The following is a 26,826-nucleotide window of genomic DNA, read 5'->3' as shown; positions in this document are numbered from 1 at the left end:
CGACGGGCCGGTGGCAGGACCCGTGCCGGCCCATCGGACACGCTCTAGCGGGCGCCGAAGACCTGGGTCCACCTCGGGCCGCCCGGCGCCTTGTTGATGCCGATCCCGATCTCCTTGAAGGAGCAGTTGAGGATGTTCTTGCGGTGGCCCGAACTGTTCATCCAGGAGTCCATGACGGCGGAGGCGGTCTGCTGGCCGTAGGCGATGTTCTCGCCGTAGGTGCTCCACCGGTAGCCGGCGGCGGTGACGCGCTCGCCCGGTCCCTTGCCGTCGGGGTTGGTGTGGTCGAAGAAGTTCCGGGCGGCCATGTCGTCGGAGTGGCCCTGGGCGGCGGCGTCCAGGAGGCTGTTGGAGCTCACGGGCGAGCAGCCGGCCTTCGCCCGCTCGGCGTTGACGAGGTTGACGACCTGCTGGGCGAGCGGGCCGCCGCCGGGGTTGCCGGTGGGGGCCTTCTCCTTGCGCTTGGTGGGACGGGCCGCGGCGGCCGTGGTCTCGGCGGCCTTGCTCGGCTCCGCGGACGCGGACGAGGGCTTGGCCGACGGCGTCCCGCTGCCGCTGGGCGAGGGACTCGCCGACGCCGACGCCGACGCGCTGGGCTTGCCCGACTGCGAGGGGGTGACGGACAGGGGCGAGGGCTCGCCGGCGTTGAGCTGCTTGAGGCCGCTGGTGGAGCCGCCGGCCTCGGTGCTGACGGTCTTCTGCGTCGAGTCCTGGAAGAACTGGCTGCCGCCCAGCGCCCCGCCGGCTATGAGTGCCAGCACGCCCGCGCCGATCGCCGCCCGCCTGGCCGTCCGGGACGTACCGCCCGCCCGGTGGCCGCGTCCGGCGGCCCGGCGCCCGCCCGCACGGCGGCCGTGCGCGGCCGCCCCCGGGGAGGCCGCGTGGCCGACCGGCTGCGCCGCGAGCGTCGTGGAGCCGCCCCACCGGGCGAGCAGCGCGCCGCCGACGGGCACCAGGGCGAGGCCCACGAGCAGCCCCTCGGCCGGGACGAGCGCGACCAGGGCGCCGGTGCAGCGGCCGCACTCGCGCACGTGCCGGGCTATGCGCTTGCGCCACAGCGCGGAGGGGACGCCGTCCCAGGTGGCGGTGGTCTCGGCGAGCCGGTGGCAGCGGGGGTGGGCGGCGAGCGCCTGGACCACGCCGCGGGCGACGTCCAGCTGCGCCTTGGTCCGCTGGACGCGTACGGCGGTGTGCTGCGGGGTGAGGTCGAGCGCGGCGGCGACCTCGGCGCGCGAGAGCTGGCCGGCGGCCTCGAGCCACCAAAGGGACAGGACCTCCTGCTCGCCCTCGTCCAGCCAGCGGGTGGCCTCGGCGGCCTCCTTGCGCTGGCCCTGCAGCCCCAGCCGCACGATGGTCAGGTCGACGAAGTCGGCCTCGGGGTCGGCGACCTCGCCGACCACGTCCTGCAGGCCACTGACGGGAGCCTCGGGGCGGGCGTCCCGGCAGTGGCTGCGTATCTGGTTCATGGTGATCGCCACGAGCCAGGAGCGGAAGCTCTCCGGATCGCGCAGCCCGCCAAGGCCGTTGATCACGCGGAGCATGGTGTCCTGGACGACGTCGTCGGTGTCCGCGTGGCCGTTGAGCGCGCGGCCGACGATGTTGTAGACGAGCGGCAGGTGGGTGGCGACGAGCTCGTCCTGTGCCGCGATGTCACCGGCCCGCGCCGCCTCGATCACGGCCACGTTCACACTCTTCACGCCCGCACCTCTTTCCGCACCCGCCACATTGGCGATCGATCCGACACCTTGGAGACCGGGGGTCGGCCCGCAGATAACAAAAAGTTGGGTGCGAATGTACGACAGTTCGTTCAGATATCCGTGCGGATCAAGAACTCACGCATGATCCCCGGAGTCGTATATTCCGCGAACTCGGCCGCTTCGGCCGCCGACATGTCGCGAATGCGGTATCCGTCCTCCCCCGCGGCGACCGCCGCAGTGAGAGTGACCACACCTGAGCGCCGCGCAAAGGGCGTATCCGTAAATGTCCACCCCTGTACGGCACTCCGGTCGAGGATCGTGGTCTCCCGCCCGAACGTCCCGGACCGCACGACGAGATAGCGGCCGCGCACCGCGTGCCCCAGCCCCCGGTAGGCGTCGCGGGCCAGCCCGCAGGCCACCGGGGAGGCGGCCAGCGCCCAGCCCGCCGCGCAGTACAGCAGCACCGGCAGCGCGAGCAGCCACCCCAGCACCGCGAGCACCACGACCACCGGCAGCACCCACCAGGCGAGGGCGCCCACCACCCGACGCCGCAGACCGGCCCGCGGATGCGGACGCAGCCCGGCCACGTCGACACTCTCGCCGAGCACGCCCGCGCACACGCGCTCGGCCTCCGCCTTCGCCGACGGCGGCAGCACGACGCTACGGGTGCGGTTCTGGTCCCGGTTGCCCAGGCCGCCGGCGACGGCCCGGACGGACGCCCCGCCGCCGGCGCGCAGCAGCAGCGGCTCGCGCAGCGACACGCCGCACAGCTTGTCCGGGTCGATGGAGACGGGCTTGCCGCCCAGCAGGCCGCGCCGGACGGTGAGGGTGCCCGCGGCGGTCCACTCCAGCCGGTACCGCGACCAGTTCAGGACGTACAGCACCAGCGAGCCCGCCACGCCCAGCGCGGTCATGGCCAGCAGGGCCAGCGGCAGGGACACCCACAGCGCGTCGCTGCCGAACCCGTCGGCCAGGCGCTGGACGAAGCCCAGTCGCCAGGGCTGGATGCGCAGCGCCTTGAGGATCTTCCACAGAGTGCCCACCGCGATGAGGACTCCTCCCCAGACCCAGAACGTGAGCGGTGCGTACCGCAGCCGGCGCGGATCCGCCGTGGCGAGGACCTTCACGCCGCCACCTCCGCCCGCACTCCGGCGGCCGCACCGATGCGCTCGGCGAGCAGGCGGGCGTCCGCCTCGGGCACGCCGGCGATGCGCAGGTCGGACGCACTCGATCCGGTGGTGACGGTCACGGTGGCCAGCCCGTAGCGCCGCTGCAGCGGCCCGCGCCGCACGGCGACCTCGCGCACCCGCGCCAGCGGGACGATCCGGCGCCGCCGCCACAGGCAGCCGCCCGCCGCGTAGACGGCCGCCCGCCCCAGCTCCCAGCCGGTCGCCCGGTAGCGCCCGGCCGGCATGGCGAGGGCGTAGACGAGGGCGGGCAGCACGAGGACGGCACCCACGAGCGGGGCCAGCCAGGGCAAGGCCACGGGGAAGAACAGGACGGAGCACACCAGGAGCGCCGCGGCCGCGAGGAGCAGGGGCCCGCTGACGGCGAGCCAGGCCTGCGCGGCCCACCAGCGGCGGGCGCGGGGACCGACACGGTGACGTGGTGGCCGGAGCCGTCCGATTTGAGAATGGTGCTGGTTTCCGGCCACCATGTCCCCCGTCCTTTCCAAGTCAGTTGTACTGCCAAGCGGCAGGCTATGGCAATACAGTTGACCTGTAAAAATCGGAGGCACCGATCATGCCCAAGCGTGTCGATCACGACGAACGGCGCAGACGCATCGCCGAGGCCCTGTGGCGCATCGCGACCACGCGCGGCCTGGACGGCGCGAGCCTGCGCGACGTGGCGGCCGAGGCGGGCATTTCGCTCGGACAGCTGCAGCACTACTTCCGCAGCCGGGGCGACATGATCATCTTTGCGCTCGACCACATCAACGAGCTCGCGGGACGGCGCATCCGCGAACGGATCGGCGCCCTGGGGGACGTCCCGTCGCCCCGCGCCATCCTGCGCGAGTCGGTCGCCGAGATGCTGCCGATGGACGACAAGAGCCGCAGCGGCAACCTGGTGCAGATCGCGTACTTCATGCAGGCCGTGCACGACGAACGACTGCGGGGCCACGCCAAGGAGGGCGTTCCGCTCCTGCGGGGGATGTTCGCCGATCAGATCCGGCGCGCGATGGACCGGGGCGAGGTCGCGGCGGACCGCGACCCGGAGACCGAGGCGATGCTGCTGATCTGCCTCGTCGACGGGCTGACGAGCTTCACGCTGCTCGACGTGCAGACGCCGGAGCAGGCGATGGCCCTGGCGGAGGCCCACCTGGACCGGCTGTTCACACCCTGACGCGCACTCATCGCCGCGCCGCGGCGCCGCCCCACCTCACCGCCGCACCACCCCACCTCACCGCGGCGCCGCCCCGGCTCACCGCTCACCGCCGCCGTCCCGGCGACAGCGCCTCGGACAGTTCCTCCAGCGCGTCCAGCAGCAGCTCGCTCGCCCGTACCGCGACCCCCTCCTCCCCCGCCTTCGCCCGCCACGCGTCGTGCGCCCGGTGCACGGCCGACCAGTCCGGGCGGCTCCGCTCGCGTACGGCCGTCACCGCGTCCGGCAGGTCGGCGCGCAGGGCGGCGGCGAACGCGCCGGCGCCCGGCGAGGCCTCGGCGTCGCGGTCCGGGAGGTGGGCCTCCATGAGCATCGTGGCGCGGCCCATCGTGGCCAGCGCCGACTCCGCCGCGCGCTCGGCCCGGCGCGACATGCCGCGATGGCGCACCGGTTCCTTCTCCGCGCGGGCCACCGCCTCCTCCCACTCCAGCCGGGCGGCCCGCGAGTCCAGCAGGGACTCGCGCACCCGGCGCGGCTTGCGTTCGCCGGGGCGGGCGTAGACGGCGAGCACCGCGAGGGAGTAGCGGGCGTTGGCGGCGAGCCAGTCGGCCAGCCGGTCGCGCAGCCGGAGCGTCTCCCAGGCGGGGAAGAGCGCGTAGGCGGTCAGCGCGAGCAGCCCGCCCAGCAGGGTCAGCGCCAGGCGGGCCCACACGGTCTGCGACCAGCCCTCGCCCGCGATGCCGAGCAGGAAGACGACGTAGGCGGCGATGCAGGCGGAGGCGACGCTGTAGCCGGTGCGCATCAGCAGGTACATCAGCCCGATGCACAGCACCGCCAGCCCCGCGCACACGTACATGCCGGGGTGGATGAGCACCATCAGCCCGCCGGCGAGCCAGACGCCGACGACCGTGCCGGCGAAGCGGGCGACGCCCCGCGAGTAGGTCTGGGCGAAGTCGGGCCGCATGACCATCACCGAGGTCATCGGCGCCCAGTAGCCGTGCCCGAGCGGCAGCGCGGTGCCCAGGGCGTAGCCGGCCGAGACCACCGCCGTGACCCGCACCGCGTGCCGTCCGATGGCCGAGGACCAGCGGGCCTCGCGCCGCAGGGCGCGCAGGCCGACGGGCACCAGCCGGGGCACGGAGGGGCGCAGCAGGTGGCGGCGCTCCTCGGGGGTGGTGGGGCGGGTGGACTCGACGCGTTCGTCGGCGGCCTCGACGACGTCGGCGAGCAGCACCATCAGTCGCAGCCCGGAGCGGCGGGCCGCACCGGTGAGCACCAGCCGGCTCTCGTCGGGCACGTCGAGGGTGGCCATGACCTCGGGGGTGACCTTCACCGGCCGTCCCCAGCGGACGGCGTGGGCCACCGCGTCCAGCACGGAGGCGGCGGCTCCCAGCAGCTCGCGGGCGCGGTCCCGCTCGGGCCCCTCGGGGGGCGCGCCGAGCACGGGGTCGGCGAGCGAGGCCAGTACGGGCCGCAGCCGTTCGGCCAGGCCGCGCGGGCCGGCCAGCTGGCCCGGCCGGCGCCTGGCCTGGCGGGGGGTCAGGGCGGCGGCGCTGCGGGCGTCCATCAGGGGCTGCGGGTCGAAGCGGGCGACCGGGTCGTGGCGCAGCCGGCGGGCGTAGTCCGCCTCGGCGGCGAGCGCGTCCGCCAGGGCGTCGCGCTGCCGTCCCCAGGGCCGGATGGGGAAGACGACGATGAGCGCCGCCTGCGTCAGCCCGCCGAAGACGATGAGGGCCGCGTGGTGCAGGGCGCCGGGCACGGAGGTCGGCAGCGTGACGGTGAAGAGCATGACGGCGACCATCTGCGAGGCCACCATCCCCGACACCGGCCCGATCGCCCAGGCCATGCCGGCCAGCAGGGTCCACACGGCCAGCAGGACGGCGAACACCACGGGGTCGGCGATGGCGACGTAGCCGACGAACGTGCTGAAGCCGAGCGCCACCGCCACGCCGAGCGCCAGCACCGGGCGCGGCCGCCAGCTGCGCTGGAAGGTGGCCAGCCCGGAAGCGAAGGCGCCGAACGCCGAGGACACGGCGAGCTGGGGCGTGCCGAGCCACAGGATGAGGCCGATGACGATCGCGACGCCGCACGCGCCGCGCAGGGCGACGAGCGGCTCCAGGTGGGTCCGCTCGATCGTCAGCCCGGCGCGTGCGGTGTCCTTCAGCGCGCTCGACCAGGTCATGGGGCCGAGCTTACGACCCCAATCACCTCATAACGGTCAATCAGGACGCTCGTCGGACCGGCGACCGGTCTCGCCGAATCGCCGGCCGGCCTACCGGTGGCTCGGGAACCCCAGGTCCACTCCGCCGTCCTCCGGGTCCGGCCAGCGGGTGGTGACCACCTTGCCGCGCGTGTAGAAGCGCACGCCGTCGTTGCCGTAGATGTGGTGGTCGCCGAAGAGCGAGTGCTTCCAGCCGCCGAAGGAGTGGTAGCCCACCGGCACCGGGATGGGCACGTTGACGCCCACCATGCCCGCCTCGACCTCCAGTTGGAAGCGGCGGGCGACGCCGCCGTCGCGGGTGAAGACCGCGGTGCCGTTGCCCCACGGCGAGGCGTTGATCAGGGCCACGCCCTCCTCGTACGTCTCCGCGCGCAGGACGCACAGCACCGGGCCGAAGATCTCCTCCCGGTAGGCGTCGGCAGTGGTCGGCACCTTGTCCAGCAGCGACAGGCCGATCCAGTGGCCCTCCTCGTAGCCCTCGACCGTGAACCCGGTGCCGTCCAGGACGACCTCCGCGCCCTGGGCGGCGGCGCCGCGCACATAGGAGGCGACCTTGTCCCGGTGGGCCTTGGTGATCAGCGGGCCCATCTCGGACGCGGGGTCGTCGCCCGGACCGACCTTGATCTTCTCGGCCCGCTCGCGGATCTTCGCCACCAGCTCGTCCCCGGTCCCGCCCACGGCGACGACCGCCGAGATCGCCATGCAGCGCTCGCCGGCGGAGCCGTAGGCGGCGGAGACGGCGGCGTCCGCCGCCGCGTCGAGATCGGCGTCGGGCAGGACCAGCATGTGGTTCTTGGCGCCGCCGAGCGCCTGGACGCGCTTGCCGTGAGCGGAAGCGGTGGTGTGGATGTGACGGGCGACGGGGGTGGAGCCCACGAAGGAGACGGCGGCGACGTCGGGGTGCTCCAGGAGGCGGTCGACGGCGATCCGGTCGCCGTTGACGACGTTGAGCACGCCGTCCGGCAGACCGGCCTCGGCGGCGAGCTCCGCGAGGCGGATCGCGGGCGAGGGGTCCTTCTCGCTCGGCTTGAGGACGAAGGTGTTGCCGCAGGCGACGGCCAGCGGGAACATCCACATCGGCACCATGGCCGGGAAGTTGAACGGGGTGATGCCCGCGACGACCCCCAGCGGCTGCCGGATCGAGGCGACGTCCACCCGGCTGGAGACCTGCGTGGACAGCTCGCCCTTGAGCTGCGTGGTGATCCCGCAGGCCAGCTCGACGATCTCCAGGCCGCGGGCGACCTCACCGAGCGCGTCGGCGTGCACCTTGCCGTGCTCGGCGGTGATCAGCGCGGCCAGCTCGTCCCGGTGGGCGTCCAGCAGCGCGCGGTAGCGGAACAGCACCGCCGTGCGGGCGGCCAGCGAGGAACCGCCCCAGGTCGCGTACGCGGCCTTCGCCGCCGCGACGGCCGCGTCGACCTCCTCGGCGGAGGCGAACGCGACCCGGGTGGTGACGGCGCCGGTCGCCGGGTCGGTCACCGGCCCGTAGTTCCCGGAGGTGCCCTCGACGGACTTGCCGTCGATCCAGTGGTTGACGGTCTTCATCTGCTGCGGCCTCTCCTGCTGTCAGAGGTAACGTCGGCGGGCGGCGGCGTTGCGGTCGTACTCCTCCCGGGCCGTCACGGCCGCCGGGCGGGTCGCGGTCTCGGCGACAGGCACATCCCACCACGCCTGGGCACCGGGCGCGCCGGACACTGTGTCGCCTGTTTCGGTCTCCACATAGACACATGTGGGCCGGTCCGAGGCGCGCGCCTCCACCAGCGCGGCGCGCAGCTCGCGAGCGGTACGGGCACGCAGCACGGACATGCCCAGCGAGGCCGCGTTGGCCGCCAGGTCCACCGGCAGCGGGTCGCCGGTGTACGTGCCGTCGGGCGCCCGGAAGCGGTAGGCGGTGCCGAACCGCTCGCCGCCGACGGCCTCCGACAGGCCGCCGATGGAGGCGTAGCCGTGGTTCTGCACGAGGACCACCTTGATGGCGATCCCCTCCTGCACGGCGGTGACGAGCTCGGTCGGCAGCATCAGGTACGTGCCGTCGCCCACCAGCGCCCACACCGGCCGCCCGGGGTCGGCCAGGCGCACGCCGATGGCCGCCGGGATCTCGTAGCCCATGCAGGAGTAGCCGTACTCGAGGTGGTACTGGCGGCGGGAGCGGGTCCGCCAGAGCTTGTGCAGATCGCCGGGGAGCGAGCCCGCCGCGTTGATGATCACGTCCTCGTCGCCGACGACGGAGTCGAGCGCCCCGAGCACCTGCGCCTGGGTGGGACGGGCCCCGTCGCCCCGGCCGTCCACCGGCGAGTACGCGCGCGTGACGGCCGTCTCCCACTCCGCCTTGCCGGCGGTGTACGCACTGGCGTAGGCGTCCGCCACGCGGTGGCCGGCGAGCCCGGCGGTCAGCGCCTCCAGCCCGCTGCGGGCGTCGGCGACGAGCGGCAGCCCGGCCATCTTGTGGGCGTCGTAGGGGGCGATGTTGAGGTTGACGAAGCGCACGTCCGGCGCGGCGAAGAGAGTGGCGGAGGCGGTGGTGAAGTCGCTGTAGCGGGTGCCGACGCCGATGACGAGGTCGGCGGCGCGGGCGAGGGCGTCGGCGACGGCGGTGCCGGTGTGGCCGATGCCGCCGACGTCGCAGGGGTGGTCGTGGCGCAGCGAGCCCTTGCCCGCCTGAGTGGAGGCGACGGGGATGCCGGTGGCGTCCGCGAGGGCGCGCAGGGCGTCCTCGGCCTCGCTGTGGTGGACACCGCCGCCGGCGATCAGCAGGGGGCGCCGGGCGGAGCGTACGGCCGCCACCGCGGCGGCGAGTTCGGCCGGGTCGGGGGCGGGTCGGCGGACGTGCCAGACGCGGTCGGTGAAGAAGTCCTCCGGCCAGTCGTGGGCCTCGGTCTGCACGTCCTGCGGCAGGGCGAGCGTGACGGCGCCCGTCTCGACGGGATCGGCCAGCACGCGGGCCGCCTGGAGGGCGGCGGGGATCAGCGCCTCGGGCCGCGTGATCCGGTCGAACCAGCGGGAGACCGGGCGCAGGCAGTCGTTGACCGAGACGTCGCCCGCTCCGGGGTGCTCGAGCTGCTGGAGGACGGGGTCGGCGGGCCGGGTCGCGAAGGTGTCGCCGGGCAGCAGGAGGACGGGCAGGCGGTTGACGGTGGCGAGGGCGGCGCCGGTGACGAGGTTGGTGGCGCCGGGGCCGATGGAGGTGGTGACGGCGTGGGCGGAGAGCCGGTCGTTGTGGCGGGCGTAGCCGACGGCCGCGTGGACCATGGCCTGTTCGTTGCGGCCCTGCAGGTACGGCAGCGCCCGGCCCGTCTCCAGCAGCGCCTGCCCGACGCCGGCGACATTGCCGTGGCCGAAGATGCCCCAGCAGGCGGCGATCAGGCGCCGCCGCCGGCCGTCGCGCTCGGTGTACTGGTGGGCCAAGAACTCCACCAGGGCCTGGGCGACGGTGAGCCGGCGGGTCGTCATCGGGGCCCTCCCTGGGGCGCGGCGGAGAACGGCAGTCGGGGGTCGGTGTGCTGTCCGGGCCAGGTGCCGCGGATCCAGGTGTGGTCGGGGTGGTCGCGGATGAGCCATTCCCGGGCGCCGGGGCCTGCCATGACGTTGAGGTAGTACATGTCGTGGCCGGGCGCGGCGACGGAGGGGCCGTGCCAGCCGTCGGGGATCAGCACGGCGTCGCCGGCGCGGACCTCGGCGAGGACGTCCGTACCCTTCTCGCGCGAGGGCGACACCCGCTGGTAGCCGAGGCCGGGTTCGCCGCCGGGGCCGTCGGCGATCTCGAAGTAGTAGATCTCCTCCAGCTCCGACTCCTCACCCGGGTGGTGCTCGTCGTGCTTGTGGGGCGGGTAGGAGGACCAGTTGCCGCCCGGGGTCAGGACCTCGACGGCGATCAGCCGCTCGCAGTCGAAGACGTCGGCCGCGGCGAAGTTGTTGACCTGCCGGGAGCAGCCGCCGGCGCCGCGCAGTTCGACGGGTACGGCGGAGGCGGGCACATAGCGGGCGGGCAGGGGCCGTTCGCAGCGGGCCCCGGCGAGCGCGAACCGGCCGCCGCGGGCGGAGGTGAGACGGACGTGGGCGTCGCGCGGCACGTAGGCGAAGTCGCTGACGGCGGTGAAGACGCTCTCGCGCCCCTCCAGTTCGAACCTCACGTCGTTGGTGGCGACGGCACAGGCGCCGCGCAGCGGCAGCACGATCCACTCGCTGTCACCGGTGGCGAAGGCGTGGGCGCCGCCGGGCTCCAGCGTCAGCACGCGCAGGGAGGAGTACCGCCAGCCGGCGCGCTCGGGCGCGATGTCCAGTGCGTAGGCCCCGCCGGCGGCACTGCCGGCCGGTACGTGGCGATCCAGCGACATCATGTGCTCGTCCTCTCCTGCGTCGGGCGTCCTCGGGTCGGGCGTCCTGGGGCCGGGCGCCGTCCCCGGGCCCGGCTTCCCCGGTTCGGGCGTCTCCCGTCGCGGCGTCACAGCAGACCCACCGCCGTGTCCACGGCCGCCGCCACGTCCCCGTCGGACGGGTAGAGCAGCGCGCGCCCCACCACCAACCCTTGCACCGTCGGCAGGCGCAGCGCGGCCCGCCACCGCTCGTACGCGGCCTCCTGCCGCTCCGGGCCGTCCCCGATGTCGCCCCCGAGCAGCACGGCCGGCAGCGTCGAGGACTCCATCACCCGGGCCATGTCCGCGGCGTCGTCCGTGACGGGCACCTTCAGCCAGGTGTACGCGGACGTGGCGCCCAGCCCGGAGGCGATGGCGATGGAGGTGGTGACGGCCTCCGCGCTGAGGTCGTTGCGCACCCGCCCGTCCACGCGCCGGGACAGGAAGGGCTCGACGAAGACGGGCAGCCGGTGGGCGGCCATGGCGTCGATGGCGCGCGCGGCGGACTCCATGGTGGTCAGCGAGCCGGGGTCGTCGTAGTCGATGCGCAGCAGCAGCTTGCCGGCGTCGAAGCCGCGCCGGACGATGTCGTCCGCGCGCGGCCCGGTGAAGCGGTCGTCCATCTCGAACGAGGCGCCGAAGAGGCCGCCGCGGTTCATCGAGCCCATGACGACCTTGTTCTCGAGGGCGCCGAGCAGCAGCAGGTCGTCGAGGATGTCGGCGGTGGCAAGGACGCCGTCCACGCCGGGCCGGGAGAGGGCGAGGCACAGCCGCTCGAGCAGGTCGGCCCGGTTGGCCATCGCCAGGTCGCGGCCGCCGACGCCGAGCGCGCCGCGCGCGGTGTGATCGGCAGCGATGATCATCAACCGGCCGCTGTCGCCGAGGAGGGGGCGGCGGGCGCGGCGGGCGGCGGCCTCGGCGACGGCCTCGGGGTGCCGGCTGCGCACCCGGGGCAGGTCGGCGATGCGGACGGTCATGGCGCGGTCTCCACCACGGTGGAACGGTCCAGCAGCCGCGCGACCTCGTCAGGGGTCGGCATGGCGGAGGAGCAGGCGAGCCGGGAGGCGACGATCGCACCGGCGGCGTTGGCGAACCGCACCGCACGTGCCAGGTCCCACCCGGCGAGCAGCCCGTGGCACAGCGCCCCGCCGAACGCGTCGCCCGCCCCGAGCCCGTTGACGACCTCGACCTCCACGGGCGCCACGCGCGCGTGGGTGCCGTCACGGTGGACGGCGAGGACGCCCGCGGGCCCCTGTTTGACGACGGCGAGCTCCACTCCGGCAGCCAGCAGGGCGCGGGCCGCGGCGTGCGGTTCGCGTTCGCCGGTGGCGACCTCGCACTCGTCGAGGTTGCCGACGGCCACGGTGGCGTGGGCGAGAGCGGCGGCGTAGTGCGGCCGGGCGGCCGCCGCGCCCTCCTCGCCCCAGAACACCGGCCGCCAGTCCAGGTCGAAGACGGTGGTCCCGCTCTTCGCCCGCGCCTCGAGCGCGGCGAGCGTCGAGGCGCGGCTGGGCTCCTCGCTCAGGCCCGTGCCGGTCATCCAGAAGATCCGGGCCGCCCGGACGGCGTCCAGGTCGAGCTCGTGGGGGTGGATCTCGAGGTCGGGGGCCTTGGGGCGGCGGTAGAAGTAGAGGGGGAAGTCGTCCGGCGGGTGGATCTCGCAAAAGGTCAGGGGCGTGGGGTAGGCGGCCACGGGGGTCACCCAGCGGTCGTCGACGCCGAAGCCGCGCAGCGCGTCGTGCAGGTAGGCGCCGAAGGGGTCGTCGCCCGTGCGGCTGATCAGAGCGGTCCGGCGGCCCAGCCGGGCGGCGGCGACCGCGACGTTGGCCGCCGAGCCGCCGAGAAACTTCCCGAACGTCTCGACCTCGGCCAGCGGCACCCCGGCCTGGAGCGGATAGAGGTCCACCCCGAGCCGGCCCATGGTGATCAGGTCGTACGGACCGGTCATGGTCTCCCCTCCGCTTCGGCTCGCTCCGGGCTCAGGTGTAGGGGCTCAGGTGTAGCCGGGCACGCACGACCCTGTCAAGTATTTGTCCTTACATAAGGACGTCCCGAGGGTGGTATTGACGTTACGTCCGTATGTCCGGACGAAACCTTGACACTCCTCGGCCCAGCCAGGAAGCTACGGGCATCCTTAAGCCTTCCCCGGTCAGCGCCGACCGGCGAGAGGAGAGCCGCCGCATGGACCCCGCCGCCGCACCTCCGCCCCGTCCCCCCGTACTGGACCGGATCCGCATCGGGTCCGCGCCCGACTCCTGGGGCGTGTGGTTCGCCGACGACCCGGCGCAGGTGCCCTGGCGGCGCTTCCTGGACGAGGTCGCCGAGGCGGGCTACGAGTGGATCGAGCTGGGCCCCCACGGCTACCTGCCCACCGACCCCGACCGGCTGCTGGAGGAGACCCGGTCGCGCGGCCTGCGGGTCTCCGCGGGCACCGTCTTCACCGCCCTGCACCGCGGCCCCGCCGTCTGGGAGGAGACCTGGGAGCAGGTCTCCCGGGTGGCCGGGCTCGCCCGCGCCACGGGCGCCGGCCACCTCGTCGTCATCCCCTCCTTCTGGCGCGACGACAAGACCGCCGAGATCCTCGAGAACCCCGAGCTGACCGCCGAGCAGTGGCACCACCTGAGCACCGGCATGGAACGCCTCGCACGGGAGGTCCTCGACGTCTACGGGCTGACCATCGCCGTCCACCCGCACGCCGACACCCACATCGACACCGAGGCGCACGTCGCGCGCTTCCTGGACGCCACCGACCCGGCGCTGGTCGGCCTCTGCCTGGACACCGGCCACTACGCCTACTGCGGCGGCGACAGCGTCGAGCTCATCAAGACCTACGGCGAGCGCATCGCCTACCTCCACCTCAAGCAGGTGGACCCGGCCGTCCTCGCCGGCGTGATCGAGGCGGGCACGCCCTTCGGCCCGGCCGTCCGGCAGGGCGTGATGTGCGAACCGCCGCGCGGCGTACCGGCGCTGGAGCCCGTGCTGGCCGCGGCGCAGGGCCTGGGCGTGGACCTGTTCGCCATCGTCGAGCAGGACATGTACCCCTGCCCGCCCGACCAGCCGCTGCCCATCGCCCGGCGCACCCGCGCCTTCCTGCGCTCCTGCGGCGCGTGACCCCCGTACGTCCCTCCCCGAGGATCGAGCAATGACGCGAGACGGAACCCTGGGCGTGGCCGTGATCGGCACCGGCCGGATGGGCTCGGACCACGTCCGGCGCATCGACGAGGTCATCAGCGACGCGCGCGTGGCGGCCGTCGTCGACATCGATGGCGAGAGGGCCAAGGCCGCGGCCCGGCGGGTGGACGGCTGCGCCGCCTACACCGACGCCGCCGCCGCGATGGCGGACGACGGGGTGGACGCCGTCCTGATCGCCTCCCCCGGCCCGGCCCACGAGGCCGCGCTGCTCGAGGCGTTCGCCCGGGACCTGCCGGTGCTGTGCGAGAAGCCGCTCACGCCGGACGCCGCGTCCGCGCTGCGGGTGGTGCGGGCGGAGGCCCGGCTGGGCCACCGGCGGGCACAGGTGGGCTTCATGCGGCGCTACGACGCACGGTTCCGGCAGCTGAAGGCCGTGCTGGACGCGGGCGTGCTCGGACGGCCGCTGATGCTGCACTGCGTCCACCGCAACGTGGCCACCGGGCCCGGCTTCACCAGCACGATGACCATCAGCGACTCCGTCGTGCACGAGATCGACGCCACCCGCTGGCTGCTGGGCCAGGAGATCATCGCCGTCACCGTGCTGCGGCCCACTCCGTCGGCCGTCGCTCCCGAGGGCCTGAGTGACCCTCAGCTGGTGCTGTTCGAGACGGCCGGGGGCGCGGTCGTCGACGTCGAGATCTTCGTCAACTGCGGCTTCGGCTACCAGGTGCGCTGCGAGGCGGTCGGCGAGCACGGCACCGCCCGCGCCGGTGACGACGACGGGCTGTACGTCAACGCCGCCGGCCGCTGGGGCGGTGAGATCCCCCAGGACTACGTGGTGCGCTTCGCGGACGCCTACGACCGCGAGGTGCAGGCCTGGGTGGACGCCACGCGGCGCGGCGAGGTCACGGGCCCGAGCGCCTGGGACGGCTACGCGGCCGCCGCCGTCTGCGAGGCGGGCGTGTGCGCCCAGGCCACCGGCGAACGCACGACAGTCACGCTCGCCCCGCGCCCCGCCCTCTACGGGGGCTGAGCACGGTGGCGGACGACGGGCTGCGGATCGGGCTGCTGGGCGCGGGGCGCATCGGCGCCTTCCACGCCGCCGCACTGGCCGGCACGGCCGGGGTCGCCGGGCTGGTGGTCGGCGACGCCGATCCGGCGCGCGCGGCGGAGCTCGCGCGGGCCGTGGGCGGCCGGGCCGCCCGGACGGTGGGCGAGGTCCTCAACTCCAGCGGCGTGGACGCCGTGGTCATCACAGCCGCGACCGCCGCGCACGCCGACCTGATCACTCGTGCGGCCCGCGCCGGGCTGCCCGCGTTCTGCGAGAAGCCCGTCGCGCTGGACCTGGCGGGCACGGTCACGGCGCTGCGCGAGGTGGAGGCGGCCGGCACGCTGCTGCAGATCGGCTTCCAGCGGCGCTTCGACGCCGGGTTCCTGGCGGCGCGCCGGGCACTGCGGTCGGGGGCGCTGGGGCGGGTGCACACCATCCGGTGCGTCACCTCGGACGCGGTGCCGCCGCCGGCGGGGTTCCTGCCGCAGTCCGGCGGGCTGATCCGGGACTGCCTGGTCCACGACTTCGACGCGGTGCGCTGGCTGACCGGCCGCGAGGTGGTCCAGGTGTACGCGCGGGGCTCGAACGGCGGCGCGGCCTTCTTCCGGGAGGCGGGCGACGTGGACACCGCCGCCGCGCTCCTCACCCTCGACGACGGCACGCTGGTCACGGCCACCGCCACCCGTTACAACGGCGCCGGGTACGACGTACGGACGGAGCTGTCCGGGGAACGCGACCAGTGGGTCGTGGGGCTGTCCGGGCGGTCCCCGCTGACCTCGGCCGAGCCGAAGGGGCCCGGGGCGCCCGCGCGGCCCTGGGGCGGCTTCCTGGAGCGCTTCGAGGGGGCGTACCGAGCGGAGCTGGCGGCCTTCGTGCGGGCGGTGCGGGAGGGGGCGCCGAGCCCGTGCCCGGGGGCGGAGGGGCTGCGGGCACTGCACATCGCCGAGGCCTGCGAGGTCTCGCGACGGGAGAACCGGCCGGTGCGGCTGGCCGACGTCGGCTAGGCGGCGCGGCGGGCTCGCTTCGCGCGGCGGGCGTGCGTCGCGCAGCCGGGTCGTACCCGGCCACGGCTGTTACCAAGTCATCTCCTTGTTACGGGCGTCACGCCCGCGCGAGCCTTCCGTCACAGGAGGCCGACAGCCGCGCCCGCCTGATCACTCTCCGTCGTTCTCCGGGGACAGTCTGACGATCAAGAAGGCAGCGCCCCGGCTCCCCCGACGGACCCCCCTCCGTGGCCGTGGCGCGGCGGAGAGGCGCGAGAGATGACCGACCGTCGACTCTGGTCCTACAAGGACGTCGCGGCACACCTCGGCGTACAGACCGACACCGTGCGGTCGTACCGGAAACACGGGCTGATGCCCGCCCCCGACCTCAACGAGGGCGGCAAGCCGTACTGGTTCGCCGACACCATCCGCACCTGGGTCGCCACGCGGCCCGGCAACCGCAACCGGCGCCCGAGAGCCTGACGCCCACGGCGTATTTCCTCTCACCCCCACCCCTCGGGCATACCCCCGGGGGGTAAGGTGTTGTCGCTGCCGAACGGTACGCGAAACGATTCACCGAGCGAGGAGTGCACCATGACCACCACCGTGTACAAGGTGACCGGCATGACCTGCGGCCACTGCGAGTCCGCGGTCACTAGCGAGGTCTCGGCCCTCGCCGGCGTCACCTCGGTCCAGGCCGTCGCGGCGACGGGCCTGGTCACCGTCACCGGCGGCCCGCTGGACGACGAGGCCGTGCGCGCCGCCGTGGACGAGGCCGGCTACGAGCTCGTCGGCCGCGCCTGAGGCGCCCCTGACGTCCCCTTTTGCCGGGAGACCTAGATCACAGCGATTTGCAGGTAACCATCGCGGGGGGACATTGGTCTAACCAGGCAGTGCTGGATCGTCTTGGGGGACGGACCGGCTACGCGTGGCCGGGACACGTACCCGGGGAGCTTTGAGCGGCCCTCCCGTATGTGCGCGTCCCGGCAGATCGCGTCCGTCGGCTCCCGGCCGGATCCCGTGGGGGGAATCCGAGCCGGGACAGAAGAGCGCCTCGCTCCGACCCGTGGGGGGATCGGAGACGGGGCGCTTTTCACATGCCGGTTTCACATGCCCGGACACAGAACACATACAGACGAGGGCGCCCCGCACCGGAGACCGGTGCGGGGCGCCCTTCGCTCGTCTACCGCCGGATCAGCGCTGCTCGACCGGCACGAAGTCGCGCTCGACGACACCCGTGTAGATCTGGCGCGGGCGGCCGATGCGGGAGCCCGGCTCCTTGATCATCTCGTGCCACTGGGCGATCCAGCCGGGGAGGCGGCCGAGCGCGAAGAGCACGGTGAACATCTCGGTCGGGAAGCCCATGGCCCGGTAGATCAGACCGGTGTAGAAGTCCACGTTGGGGTAGAGGTTGCGCGAGACGAAGTAGTCGTCCGAGAGCGCGTGCTCCTCCAGCTTCAGCGCGATGTCCAGCAGCTCGTCGGACTTGCCGAGGGCCGAGAGGACGTCGTGCGCCGCCGCCTTGATGATCTTCGCCCGGGGGTCGAAGCTCTTGTAGACGCGGTGGCCGAAGCCCATCAGGCGGACGCCGTCCTCCTTGTTCTTCACCTTGCGGATGAAGGAGTCGACGTCGCCGCCGTTGCGCTGGATGTCCTCGAGCATCTCCAGCACCGACTGGTTGGCGCCGCCGTGCAGCGGGCCCCACAGGGCATTGATGCCCGCGGAGATCGACGCGAAGAGGTTGGCCTGCGAGGAGCCCACCAGGCGCACGGTCGAGGTGGAGCAGTTCTGCTCGTGGTCGGCGTGCAGGATCAGCAGCTTGTCCAGGGCGCTGACGACGACCGGGTCCAGCTCGAACTCCGCGGCGGGCACCGAGAAGGTCATGCGCAGGAAGTTCTCGACGTAGCCGAGGTCGTTGCGCGGGTAGACGATCGGGTGACCGATCGACTTCTTGTACGCGTACGCCGCGATCGTCGGCAGCTTGGCCAGCAGCCGGATCGTGGACAGGTGACGCTGCTTCTCGTCGAACGGGTTGTGGCTGTCCTGGTAGAAGGTCGACAGCGCGCTGACCACGGAGGACAGCATGGCCATCGGGTGGGCGTCGCGCGGGAAGCCGTCGAAGAACCGCTTGACGTCCTCGTGCAGCAGCGTGTGCTGGGTGATCTCGCCCTTGAACGTCGCCAGCTCGTCGACGGTGGGCAGCTCACCGTTGATCAGCAGGAACGCCGTCTCCAGGAACGAGCTGCGCTCGGCGAGCTGCTCGATCGGGTAACCGCGGTAGCGCAGGATGCCCTGCTCGCCGTCGAGGTAGGTGATCGCGGACTTGTAGGCGGCGGTGTTGCCGTACCCGGAGTCCAGGGTCACCAGACCGGTCTGGGCGCGGAGCTTGCCGATATCGAAGCCCTTGTCGCCAACGGTGCTGCCGACCACCGGGTAGGTGTATTCGCCGTCCCCGTACCGCAGAACTACAGAGTTGTCGCTCACGTCATCCCTCACCGACGTTGTGCCTCTTCTTCGAGGTGCCCTGACTACCCCTACCTTCCCCCATTTGGACGATGTACGTGCACTCGGGGTCGGCCATAGGGCCTAAAGACGGCACTCAGTGCCGCCCAGCCTGCCCATCCTGCCCCCTTCGCCCGGATTGGTAAACCGTTCAGAGACGAACGCCACCTCCACCACCCCCCGAGAGCCGGTGATCAAGCGCCGTGAAGCGCCTCCCGGCCGACACCGTACGCACCGCCTGGCCCAGCGCACGCTGGGATCCCACCAGCACCACGAGCCGCTTTGCCCTGGTTACGGCGGTGTAGAGCAGATTGCGCTGCAGCATCATCCAGGCACCCGTGGTGACGGGGATCACCACGGCCGGGTACTCGCTGCCCTGCGAGCGGTGAATGGTCACCGCGTAGGCGTGGGCGAGTTCGTCGAGTTCGTCGAAGTCGTAGCCGACCTCCTCGTCCTCGTCCGTGCGGACGGTCAGCCGTTGCTCGACGGCGTCCAGCGCGGTGACCACGCCCACCGTGCCGTTGAAGACGCCGTTCTGCCCCTTTTCGTAGTTGTTGCGAATCTGGGTGACCTTGTCGCCCACGCGGAAGACCCGGCCCCCGAAGCGCCGCTCGGCGAGATCGGGCCGCGCGGGCGTAATGGCCTGCTGGAGCAGCCCGTTGAGGGTGCCCGCCCCCGCCGGGCCGCGGTGCATCGGGGCCAGCACCTGGATGTCACGGCGCGGGTCGAGCCCGAACTTGGCGGGGACGCGCCGGGCGGCCACGTCCACGGTGAGCCGGCCGGCCTCCTCGGTGTCCTCCTCGACGAAGAGGAAGAAATCCGTCATCCCCCGAGTGATGGGCGGCACCCCGGAGTTGATGCGGTGTGCATTGGTCACCACTCCGGACTGCTGCGCCTGCCGGAAGATCCGGGTGAGCCGGACCGCCGGCACCGGGCTGCCCTCCGCCAGCAGGTCGCGCAGCACCTCGCCCGCTCCCACCGAGGGCAGCTGGTCCACGTCCCCGACGAGCAGCAGGTGCGCGCCCGGCGGCACGGCCTTGACCAGCTTGTTGGCCAGCAGCAGATCCAGCATCGACGCCTCGTCGACCACCACCAGGTCGGCGTCCAGCGGCCGGTCCCGGTCGTAGGCCGCGTCGCCGCCGGGCTTGAGCTCCAGCAGCCGGTGCACGGTGGACGCCTCGGCGCCGGTGAGCTCGGAGAGCCGCTTGGCCGCCCGGCCGGTGGGCGCGGCCAACACCACCTTGGCCTTCTTGGCGCGGGCCAGCTCCACGACCGACCGCACGGTGAACGACTTGCCGCAGCCGGGACCGCCGGTGAGGACCGCGACGCGGCTGGTGAGCGCGAGCCGGACGGCCTGCTGCTGCTCGGGCGCCAGTTCGGCCCCGGTGCGCCCCGCGAGCCAGGCCAGGGCCTTGTCCCAGTCGACGCCCCGGAAGACGCCGAGGCGGTCCTCCTCGGCGCGCAGCAGCCGCGTCACCTGTCCGGCCAGGGAGAGCTCCGCGCGGTGGAAGGGCACGAGGTAGACGGCGGTGACCGGCTCGCCGCCGTCCGGGCCGGGGACGCTCTCGCGGACTACGCCCACGCCGTCCGGACCGTCCGGACCGCCTTCGGCCAGCTCGGCGAGGCAGTCGATGACCAGGCCGGTGTCCACCTGCAGCAACTTCACCGCGTCGGCGATCAATTGCTCCTCGGGAAGGAAGCAGTGACCCTGGTCGGTGGACTGGGACAGCGCGTACTGCAGGCCCGCCTTGACCCGGTCCGGGCTGTCGTGCGGAATGCCCACCGACTGGGCGATGCGGTCGGCGGTCAGGAAGCCGATGCCCCAGACGTCCGCGGCCAGCCGGTAGGGCTGGTTGCGGACGACGGAGATCGAGGCGTCGCCGTACTTCTTGTAGATGCGCACGGCGATCGAGGTCGACACGCCGACGCCCTGCAGGAAGACCATCACCTCCTTGATGGCCTTCTGTTCCTCCCACGCGGCACCGATCGACTTCGTGCGCTTGGGGCCCAGGCCGGGGACCTCGATCAGGCGCGCGGGTTCGCTCTCGATGATGTCGAGGGTGTCCGTGCCGAAGTGACTGACGATGCGGTCGGCGATGCGCGGCCCGATGCCCTTGATCAGGCCGGAACCCAGATAGCGGCGGATGCCCTGGATGGTGGCGGGCAGGACCGTCGTGTAGTTCTCGACGGTGAACTGCTTGCCGTACTGCGGGTGGGAGCCCCAACGCCCCTCCAGCCGCAGCGACTCCCCCGGCTGCGCGCCGAGCAGCGAGCCGACCACCGTGAGCAGGTCTCCGCCGCCGCGCCCGGTGTCGACGCGCGCGACGGTGTAGCCGTTCTCCTCGTTGGCGTAGGTGATCCGCTCGAGAACCCCTTCGACCACAGCCAGTTGCACCATGCCCCGACGGTACAGCCGAGGTCCGACAGACGTTCGGGCCTGTGGATAACCGTCGTTCCGGTTCGCCGCGGCACCAGCAGTCCGGCCGGAAACGACTCGAGGGGCCCGGTCCGACGACCGGGCCCCTCGTGTTCCCCCCTCGGTCCGGCTTCCTCCGAATCCCCCCGGATCCCTCCCCAGGAAGCCTGATGCCCTTAACGACCCACCAGGGCCGCGAAGGGTTGCAGCGATTCCGAGGCGTTATGATTCCGTTACCTACAGTGCCGAACCCCAGGTCGCGGCACATGTGTACGACTTCGGGCCGCGAGGCATCCCCCGCCCCCGCGCGGGGAAACCGATCAGCATGAAACTGGCCTTCTCCACCCTCGGCACCCCCGGGCTCCCCGTGCCCGAGGTGGTGCGGCTCGCGAGCGCGTACGGCTACGACGGCGTCGAACTGCGCGCCCATCCGGAGGAACCGCTTCACCTCGGCAGCACGCCCGCACAGCGGACCGCGGCGAACCTGGAGTTCGCGGAGGCGGGCGTCGCGGTCCTGGCGGTGGCCGGCTACGCGGAGGTCGCCGCGGCCGGGCCCGACGAGCCGGTGCTCGCGGAGCTGGACGGCCTGGTGCGCCTCGCGGGCGACCTCGGGGCCTCGTACGTGCGGGTCTTCCCCGGCGGAGGCACGCGGCCCGCCGCCGAGGCCGACGCGGCCGCGGCACGCCGGCTCGGGGCGATCGCGCCGCTCGCCGCCGACACGGGCGTGCGCGTCCTGCTGGAGACCCACGACTCCCACCGCCGCGCCCAGGATGCCGTGCGCATCCTGGGGCCGGTGGGGCACGGCAGCATCGGGGCGCTGTGGGACGTGCTGCACACCTGGCTGGGCGGCGAGGAGCCGGGCGTCAGCTTTCCGGCGCTTGCCCCGCACCTGGGCTACGTCCAGGTCAAGGACGTCGGTTCGGCCGACGACACCACCCCGCTGCAGCTCGGCACGGGCGTCCTGCCGCTCGGCGCCTGCGTGGGGACGCTCAGGCGGGCGGGCTGGGACGGCTGGCTGTGCTGGGAGTACGAGAAGCGCTGGCATCCACAGGTGGCCGACTTCGCCCAGCTCGCGGGGCCGGGAGCGGAGTACCTGCGGGGGCTGGTCGCCGCCGCCCCGCCAGGGAGGTGAGGCCGACACCGCCCACCAGCAGCGCCGCCGCGCACCAACGCAGCGGTCCGACGCCCTCGCCCAGCAGCAGCGCCGCCGAGGACATCCCGAACACGGGCACCAGCAGCGAGTAGGGGGCGACGGCCGAGGCGTCGTAGGTGCGCAGCAGGAAGCCCCAGGCGCCGAAACCGAGCACGGTACTGACCCAGGCGACGAACAGGATGGCGCCGGCCCCGCTCCAGTCGAGCGAGCGCAGCGCCTCGGCGTCGGCGGCCGGGCCCTCGAAGACCAGGGAGAGCAGCAACAGCGGCAGCACCGGGACGGTGCTGATCCACACGGTGAAGCGCAGCGCGTCGGACGGCCGGGCCTTGCGGGTCAGGACGTTGGAGACGCCCCAGCAGGCCGCCGCGACGACGACCAGGGCGAAGCCGGCCAGGGAGCCGGAGGTGCCCTCGTCCACGGCCGCCACGGCGATGCCCACCAGGGCGATCGCCATGCCCAGCAGCCGTACGCCGCCCGGACGTTCGGCCAGGGCGAGCATGGCGAAGAGCGCGGTGAAGACCGCCTGTGCCTGCAGCACCAGCGAGGCCAGTCCGGTCGGCATACCCACGTGCATCCCGACGAACAGCAGCCCGAACTTCCCCACTCCGAGCACCAGTCCCACGCCGATGATCCACCGCCATTTGACGGGCGGCCGCCCGGCGAAGAAGACGGCGGGCAGCGCGGCCGCGAGGAAGCGCAGCGCGCAGAAGAGCAGAGGCGGGAAGTGGTCGAGGCCGACGCGTATGACGACGAAGTTGACGCCCCACAGGGCGGCGACGGAGACGGCCAGGGCCATGTGCAGCGGACGCATGCGACGAGGATCATCCGCGGCGACCATGTAGCACCAGCGCGGGTTTCTTCATGATGGGATTCAGCAACGCTCAATGATGGGCGGTGCGGTCACTGGTGGTCACCGATGGGGGCGAAGGACATGCTGGATCTGTCCCGGCTGCGGGCACTGCACGCCATATCCGTTCACGGCTCGGTGGTCGCGGCCGCCGACGCCCTGGGCTACACGCCGTCGGCCGTCTCCCAGGCGGTCACCAAGCTGGAGCGCGAGACCCGCACGACCCTGCTCGAGCGCCGGGGGCGGGGCGTGGTGCTGACCGACGCGGCCGTCCGCCTGGCGGAGACCGCGCGCGAGCTGCTGGTGATGGTGGAACGGGCGGAGACGGAGTTGGAGGAGCGGCGCGGGCTGCCGACGGGCCGGCTGATGGTCGGGGCGTTCGCCTCGGCCGCGCGCGGGCTGCTGCCCGGCGTGCTGGCCGCGCTCAGCCGCGAACACCCCTCCCTGGACGCACGCCTGGCCGAGGTCGACCCGCATCTGTCCGTCGGCATGGTGGCGCAGGGCGTGCTCGATCTGACGGTCACCTTCGAGTGGGACACCGAACCGCTGCCCGCGCCGGACGGCCTTCAGCGGACCCGGATCGGCGACGACCTCTGCGACGTGCTGGTGCCGGCGGGCCATCCACTGGCCGGGCTGGGCCCGCTGCGCGAGGCGGACCTGGCGCACCAGCGCTGGGTGTCCCAGCCGCCCGGTACGGTCTGCCACGACTGGCTCGTCCGTACCCTGCGGGCCGCCGGGAGCGAGCCGGACCTCGCCTATCAGGTCGCCGAGAACCACACCCAGGTCGCGCTGGTCGCCGCGGGGCTGGGCATCGCGCTCGTGCCGCGGCTGGGCCGGGGCCGGCTGCCCGACGGCGTGCTGGCGCTGCCCCTGGAGCCCACTCCCGTCCGGCGGCTGTTCGCCTACTGGCGAGCGGGCGCGGCCCGCCGTCCGGCGATCCACGAGACGGTGCGGCTGCTGCGCGAGCAGTGGCCGCAGCGCACGTTCTGACGGGTGTTCCCCAACCGGCAGCGGCCCGCTCCGGCCGGGCGCGCGAGAAGGCGGCCGTGTCGCGCCGCGCACCCCGCAGGAACCGCCCCGGCGCGCGGCCCGTCCAAGGTGTGTGCTGCCGCTGGGTCTCCGCAGAGCGGTGTCGGCGCCGCCGCTGGCCGCGTTGCTGACCACCCTCTCCGCCGCCTGCGGACGGCAGCGCGCCGCCGCCGGTGCACCCCCTCTTGTCGCACCGGTGGCGGACCGCCCGGCCGGCGGGCGGCGATCCGGACGCAGGGGGCGTGCGGTCACCCTGCGCGAAGCCTCCCGCACGCCTGGTGTGCGCCGGTGGCTGTCGGGTAACTCTGGACGCTCGTAAGGTGTTTTGGGGGGATCATGCGCCATCGTGCGCTGCCGAAGGCGCTGTTCGCGCTGGCCGTGCTGTACGGGTCGTACGCGCTCACCGGCTGTCAGGCCGCCGGACGCTCCGGGGCGGAGACCGTCGCCCAGGGCGGCGAGGTGCTGCCGGCCGGTCCGGGGCACGGCGCCACGTTCCTGGGTGCGGGTGCCTGTACGGGCCGTGGGCGGCCTGCCTTCGGCGAGGTGGACTGCGGGGGCGGGCAGGCCACCGCGAGCGTCCTCGCCCGCTACTACGGCCCGCGGGCCGGCGGTCCGCGCTGCCCGGACACCACGGACTTCGTCCTGCACATCACGGCCGTCGACGCCGGCACGTCTGAGTCGGAGAGCGTCCCGGAGGGCTACGCCTGCATGCGGAACCTGCGGCCGCCGCACCCGGGGGATCCGGGCATGGGCGGCGGCCCGCTGACGGTGCCGGGCGACTGCGTGTACACCGAGCGGCACGGGGTGGTGAAGGAGACCGCGTGCGACGGCTCACGGGGGCGTGAGCCGGAGTTCCGGGTGGAGTCCACGGCCCCCGCCCGCGACGACTGCCCGTCGGCGACGGACCTGTACGTACAGGTCGGCGGCGGGGCACCCGTGGGGTGCGCCCGCCGCCTGTCCTAGAACATGCGATCGTCCGGCCTTACGGTCGCAGCGTCTGCCGGTCGGCGTTCTGCCGGTCGAGCTTGGAGTTGAACGGCGCCAGCGGCTTGGCGTTGCGGTCGTCCTTCTGGACGGCCGCGGGGGCGACGCCCGCCCAGCGCAGGACCTCGGCAGTGGCCTTGGCGCGCTCGTCGGCCACCAGGTCGGCGATCTTGGTGCCGTGGTTGCCGCCCGGCGCGTAGAACCGGAAGTCGTGCCGCTTCTCGGCGTTCTTTCCGAGGCGGAACGGTTCCGCGCTCCAGGGGTCGTTCTGGCCGTAGACGAAGAGCATGCGCTCGCTCTTCTCGCGCACCCAGCGGTCGACGTCCGCCATGGCGCCGTCGCGGAACGTCATCGGGATGTCACGCGGCACGTAGTTGCGCGGCGCGTAGATGCCGGGGTACCGCAGCAGGCCCTTGAGGTGCGGGGACTTGAACGTCGGGGCGCCCAGCTCGGTGCCCGCCTGGTAGTAGTACGGGGTGTACTGCTGCAGGCCCTGGTCGGTGTAGGCGTCGAAGCCGGAGATCTCGTCCACGAACTTGTACAGGTCGTCCGTCGACGCCTTGGTGGCGGGCACCGTCTTGCAGTCGCTCTGCAGGTGGTACTGCCAGAAGGCCCAGGCCAGGTCGAGGACGACGTTCTCGTAGGCCTTGTCGGCGCTGCCGACGACCTTGAACGTCCGGCCGTTGGCGTCGGCCCACTTCTGGTAGCGGGCAACGATCTCGTCGCGGCGCACCAGTGCCTCGCGCTGCACCGAGTTCAGCTGGGTGCGGCAGGCCTTGTCGCCGACGTTCGCGAAGAAGCGGTCGTACGCCGAGTCCTCGTTGTTGACCACGTCGTTGGGCGCGACGTAGGCGACGGTGCCGTTCATGTCGTTCGGGTAGAAGCGACGGAAGTAGGTGGCCGTCATGCCGCCCTTGCTGCCGCCGGTGGCCAACCAGTTCTTGTTGTAGACCGGCTTGAGGGCGGTGTAGAGGCGGTGCTGGTCGCTGGCGGCCTGCCAGATGTCGAGCTTCGACCAGTCGGCGGGCTTGGGCCGCGACGGGGTGAAGTACCGGTACTCCATCGACACCTGGTTGCCGTCGACGATCCGGGTCGGCTCGCTGCGCGACGGGGTGGTGTTGACGTTGTAGCCGGAGGTGAAGAAGACCGTGGGCCGGTCGGCGGACTTGTGCAGCAGCGTGAAGCGCTGCTCGAACGTCCCCTTGCCCGGGTTCCTGTGGTCGACGGGCTGCTTGTAGTTGAGCACGAGGTAGCGGTAGCCCTCGTAGGGCTTCTCCTCGACGAAACTCATCCCGGGAATGCTCAGGATGCGTTGCTTTATGTCCGGCACGGTGTCGGTGGTCGTTGCCGCACCTGCCGTCGCACTGCCGGCGCCGACTGCCCCTATGGACATCGTCAGCGCCAGCAGCGCTCTGAGAGCCTTGCGCATGCGCCCTCCCCTGGGTTCGCAAAGGTCGCCGCGAACCTACCGGGGCAACTTGCGCCACGCCAGAGCCAATCGAAGAAGATCACGATCTTGCTCGGCGCGCGGCCCGGTTCGACCGGTTCCTCCCGCTACTGGGCGGGCCGGGCGTAGCGGACGACGACCGCGCCGTTGGCGAACGTGCGCGACTCCTTCAGCTCGTACCGCTCCGGGGAGAACTCGGCGTCGAACAGCCGGATGCCGTCGCCCGCCACGAACGGGTAGATCTTCACCACCAGCTCGTCGATCTCCGAGCGCAGCTGCCCGGCGACGTTGGCCCCGCCGCACAGGTAGATGGCCTTGCCCTCGCGCGCCTTGAGCTCGCGCACCAGCTCCACCGGGTCACCGTCGAAGACCGTGATGTCGGGGTCGGGGCTGGTGGTGAGGGACTTGGAGACCACGTACTGCTCGAGGTGCGCGTACGGGCTGGTGACGCCCTCCTTCACGCCCGGCTCGTAGGTGGCCCGGCCCATGACGACCGTGTCGAACTCCCGGTTGTCCGGGCCGAGGCCCAGCATGGGGCGCACGTGCGAGGGCAGGGTGTCGGAGTAGCCCCCCGTCATCGCCGCCGTGTAGTCCTCGTCGAGGACGGACAGCATGAACTCGTACTGGTGCTCCGGCCCCGCGATGCAGCCGTCGATGGTCATGCCGACGTAGTAGACCAGCTTGCGCATG

22 protein-coding genes and 1 pseudogene are annotated in these 26,826 nt (G+C 72.9%); 9 read left to right on the top strand and 14 right to left on the bottom strand.

Going from position 1 to position 26,826, the window contains the following annotated elements; translation table 11 throughout:
- Positions 1-44: 44 nt before the first annotated feature.
- From ACIG36_RS01230 to ACIG36_RS01220, 3 genes are all read right to left on the bottom strand, one after another.
- Entirely contained in the window at positions 45-1,697 is a 1,653-nt protein-coding gene (locus ACIG36_RS01230) for a sigma-70 family RNA polymerase sigma factor (RefSeq protein WP_399919931.1), read from the bottom strand.
- Positions 1,698-1,807: 110 nt separating this feature from the next.
- Positions 1,808-2,824 (bottom strand): PH domain-containing protein, encoded by a 1,017-nt coding sequence (locus tag ACIG36_RS01225; protein ID WP_399919928.1) that lies wholly within the window; start codon positions 2,822-2,824, stop codon positions 1,808-1,810.
- Positions 2,821-3,354, bottom strand: coding sequence for a PH domain-containing protein (locus tag ACIG36_RS01220; RefSeq protein ID WP_399919925.1), 534 nt, complete (start codon positions 3,352-3,354; stop codon positions 2,821-2,823). Before ACIG36_RS01220 ends, ACIG36_RS01225 begins: the two co-directional genes overlap by 4 nt.
- A gap of 86 nt (positions 3,355-3,440) precedes the next feature.
- Between ACIG36_RS01220 and ACIG36_RS01215 the strand changes: the two genes are divergently transcribed.
- Positions 3,441-4,040 carry a TetR/AcrR family transcriptional regulator gene (locus tag ACIG36_RS01215; protein WP_399919922.1) on the top strand — a complete coding sequence of 200 codons (600 nt, stop codon included), beginning with the start codon at positions 3,441-3,443 and terminating at the stop codon, positions 4,038-4,040.
- Between the two features lie 85 nt (positions 4,041-4,125).
- On the opposite strand, the gene ACIG36_RS01210 is transcribed toward ACIG36_RS01215, so the two are convergent.
- The 6 genes from ACIG36_RS01210 to iolC form a co-directional block, all read right to left on the bottom strand.
- A complete protein-coding gene (locus ACIG36_RS01210) occupies positions 4,126-6,201 on the bottom strand; it encodes an FUSC family protein (RefSeq protein WP_399919919.1) in 2,076 nt (691 codons plus the stop codon).
- Positions 6,202-6,291: 90 nt separating this feature from the next.
- Positions 6,292-7,785, bottom strand: coding sequence for a CoA-acylating methylmalonate-semialdehyde dehydrogenase (locus ACIG36_RS01205; RefSeq protein WP_399919916.1), 1,494 nt, complete (start codon positions 7,783-7,785; stop codon positions 6,292-6,294).
- 21 nt (positions 7,786-7,806) lie between these two features.
- Entirely contained in the window at positions 7,807-9,690 is a 1,884-nt protein-coding gene (iolD, locus tag ACIG36_RS01200; RefSeq protein ID WP_399919913.1) for a 3D-(3,5/4)-trihydroxycyclohexane-1,2-dione acylhydrolase (decyclizing), read from the bottom strand.
- Positions 9,687-10,577 carry a 5-deoxy-glucuronate isomerase gene (iolB, locus tag ACIG36_RS01195; protein WP_399919910.1) on the bottom strand — a complete coding sequence of 297 codons (891 nt, stop codon included), beginning with the start codon at positions 10,575-10,577 and terminating at the stop codon, positions 9,687-9,689. The genes iolD and iolB overlap by 4 nt, the downstream gene beginning before the upstream one ends.
- Before the next feature lie 104 nt (positions 10,578-10,681).
- On the bottom strand, positions 10,682-11,569 hold the full coding sequence (locus ACIG36_RS01190; RefSeq protein WP_399919907.1) for a deoxyribose-phosphate aldolase: 888 nt from the start codon (positions 11,567-11,569) through the stop codon (positions 10,682-10,684).
- On the bottom strand, positions 11,566-12,540 hold the full coding sequence (gene iolC / locus ACIG36_RS01185) for a 5-dehydro-2-deoxygluconokinase (protein WP_399919903.1): 975 nt from the start codon (positions 12,538-12,540) through the stop codon (positions 11,566-11,568). Before iolC ends, ACIG36_RS01190 begins: the two co-directional genes overlap by 4 nt.
- Before the next feature lie 233 nt (positions 12,541-12,773).
- Here iolC and ACIG36_RS01180 point away from each other — a divergent pair, with 233 nt between their 5' ends.
- From ACIG36_RS01180 to ACIG36_RS01160, 5 genes are all read left to right on the top strand, one after another.
- Complete coding sequence (locus ACIG36_RS01180) at positions 12,774-13,703, top strand: sugar phosphate isomerase/epimerase family protein (protein WP_399919900.1); 930 nt, start codon at positions 12,774-12,776, stop codon at positions 13,701-13,703.
- Between the two features lie 31 nt (positions 13,704-13,734).
- A complete protein-coding gene (locus ACIG36_RS01175) occupies positions 13,735-14,757 on the top strand; it encodes a Gfo/Idh/MocA family protein (protein ID WP_399919897.1) in 1,023 nt (340 codons plus the stop codon).
- A 20-nt stretch (positions 14,758-14,777) separates the two neighbouring features.
- Positions 14,778-15,779: a Gfo/Idh/MocA family oxidoreductase gene (locus tag ACIG36_RS01170; RefSeq protein WP_399922099.1), complete on the top strand. Its 1,002-nt coding sequence runs from the start codon at positions 14,778-14,780 to the stop codon at positions 15,777-15,779.
- Positions 15,780-16,037: 258 nt separating this feature from the next.
- Complete coding sequence (locus tag ACIG36_RS01165; protein ID WP_399919894.1) at positions 16,038-16,241, top strand: helix-turn-helix transcriptional regulator; 204 nt, start codon at positions 16,038-16,040, stop codon at positions 16,239-16,241.
- A 57-nt stretch (positions 16,242-16,298) separates the two neighbouring features.
- Positions 16,299-16,562, top strand: coding sequence for a heavy-metal-associated domain-containing protein (locus tag ACIG36_RS01160; protein WP_399919891.1), 264 nt, complete (start codon positions 16,299-16,301; stop codon positions 16,560-16,562).
- 390 nt (positions 16,563-16,952) lie between these two features.
- On the opposite strand, the gene ACIG36_RS01155 is transcribed toward ACIG36_RS01160, so the two are convergent.
- Together ACIG36_RS01155 and ACIG36_RS01150 are read right to left on the bottom strand one after the other, a co-directional pair.
- Positions 16,953-18,242, bottom strand: coding sequence for a citrate synthase (locus tag ACIG36_RS01155; protein WP_399919888.1), 1,290 nt, complete (start codon positions 18,240-18,242; stop codon positions 16,953-16,955).
- Positions 18,243-18,411: 169 nt separating this feature from the next.
- On the bottom strand, positions 18,412-20,658 hold the full coding sequence (locus ACIG36_RS01150) for an ATP-dependent RecD-like DNA helicase (RefSeq protein WP_399919885.1): 2,247 nt from the start codon (positions 20,656-20,658) through the stop codon (positions 18,412-18,414).
- Between the two features lie 343 nt (positions 20,659-21,001).
- Here ACIG36_RS01150 and ACIG36_RS01145 point away from each other — a divergent pair, with 343 nt between their 5' ends.
- Positions 21,002-21,808, top strand: a complete 807-nt coding sequence (locus ACIG36_RS01145) for a sugar phosphate isomerase/epimerase family protein (protein ID WP_399919882.1) — start codon at positions 21,002-21,004, stop codon at positions 21,806-21,808.
- Positions 21,809-21,860: 52 nt separating this feature from the next.
- Here the strand turns inward: ACIG36_RS01145 and ACIG36_RS01140 are convergent.
- Positions 21,861-22,625, bottom strand: a pseudogene (locus ACIG36_RS01140) (EamA family transporter); the annotation flags it as partial.
- A gap of 135 nt (positions 22,626-22,760) precedes the next feature.
- On the opposite strand from ACIG36_RS01140, the gene ACIG36_RS01135 reads away from it, so the two are divergent.
- Positions 22,761-23,666: a LysR family transcriptional regulator gene (locus ACIG36_RS01135; protein WP_399919879.1), complete on the top strand. Its 906-nt coding sequence runs from the start codon at positions 22,761-22,763 to the stop codon at positions 23,664-23,666.
- Positions 23,667-24,041: 375 nt separating this feature from the next.
- Positions 24,042-24,668 carry a hypothetical protein gene (locus tag ACIG36_RS01130; RefSeq protein WP_399919876.1) on the top strand — a complete coding sequence of 209 codons (627 nt, stop codon included), beginning with the start codon at positions 24,042-24,044 and terminating at the stop codon, positions 24,666-24,668.
- A 19-nt stretch (positions 24,669-24,687) separates the two neighbouring features.
- Here ACIG36_RS01130 and ACIG36_RS01125 read toward each other — a convergent pair whose 3' ends face one another.
- Positions 24,688-26,118 carry a S28 family serine protease gene (locus tag ACIG36_RS01125; protein WP_399919873.1) on the bottom strand — a complete coding sequence of 477 codons (1,431 nt, stop codon included), beginning with the start codon at positions 26,116-26,118 and terminating at the stop codon, positions 24,688-24,690.
- 125 nt (positions 26,119-26,243) lie between these two features.
- The gene (locus ACIG36_RS01120; RefSeq protein WP_399919870.1) at positions 26,244-26,825 is read right to left on the bottom strand and encodes a dihydrofolate reductase family protein; all 582 of its coding nucleotides are present in this window, start codon (positions 26,823-26,825) and stop codon (positions 26,244-26,246) included.
- Position 26,826: the final 1 nt, after the last annotated feature.

This window comes from Streptomyces sp. NPDC053048 (assembly GCF_044547045.1).
In the GTDB taxonomy this organism is placed as follows: Bacteria; Actinomycetota; Actinomycetes; order Streptomycetales; family Streptomycetaceae; genus Streptomyces.
This window is presented reverse-complemented; position numbering and strand designations above follow the sequence as displayed.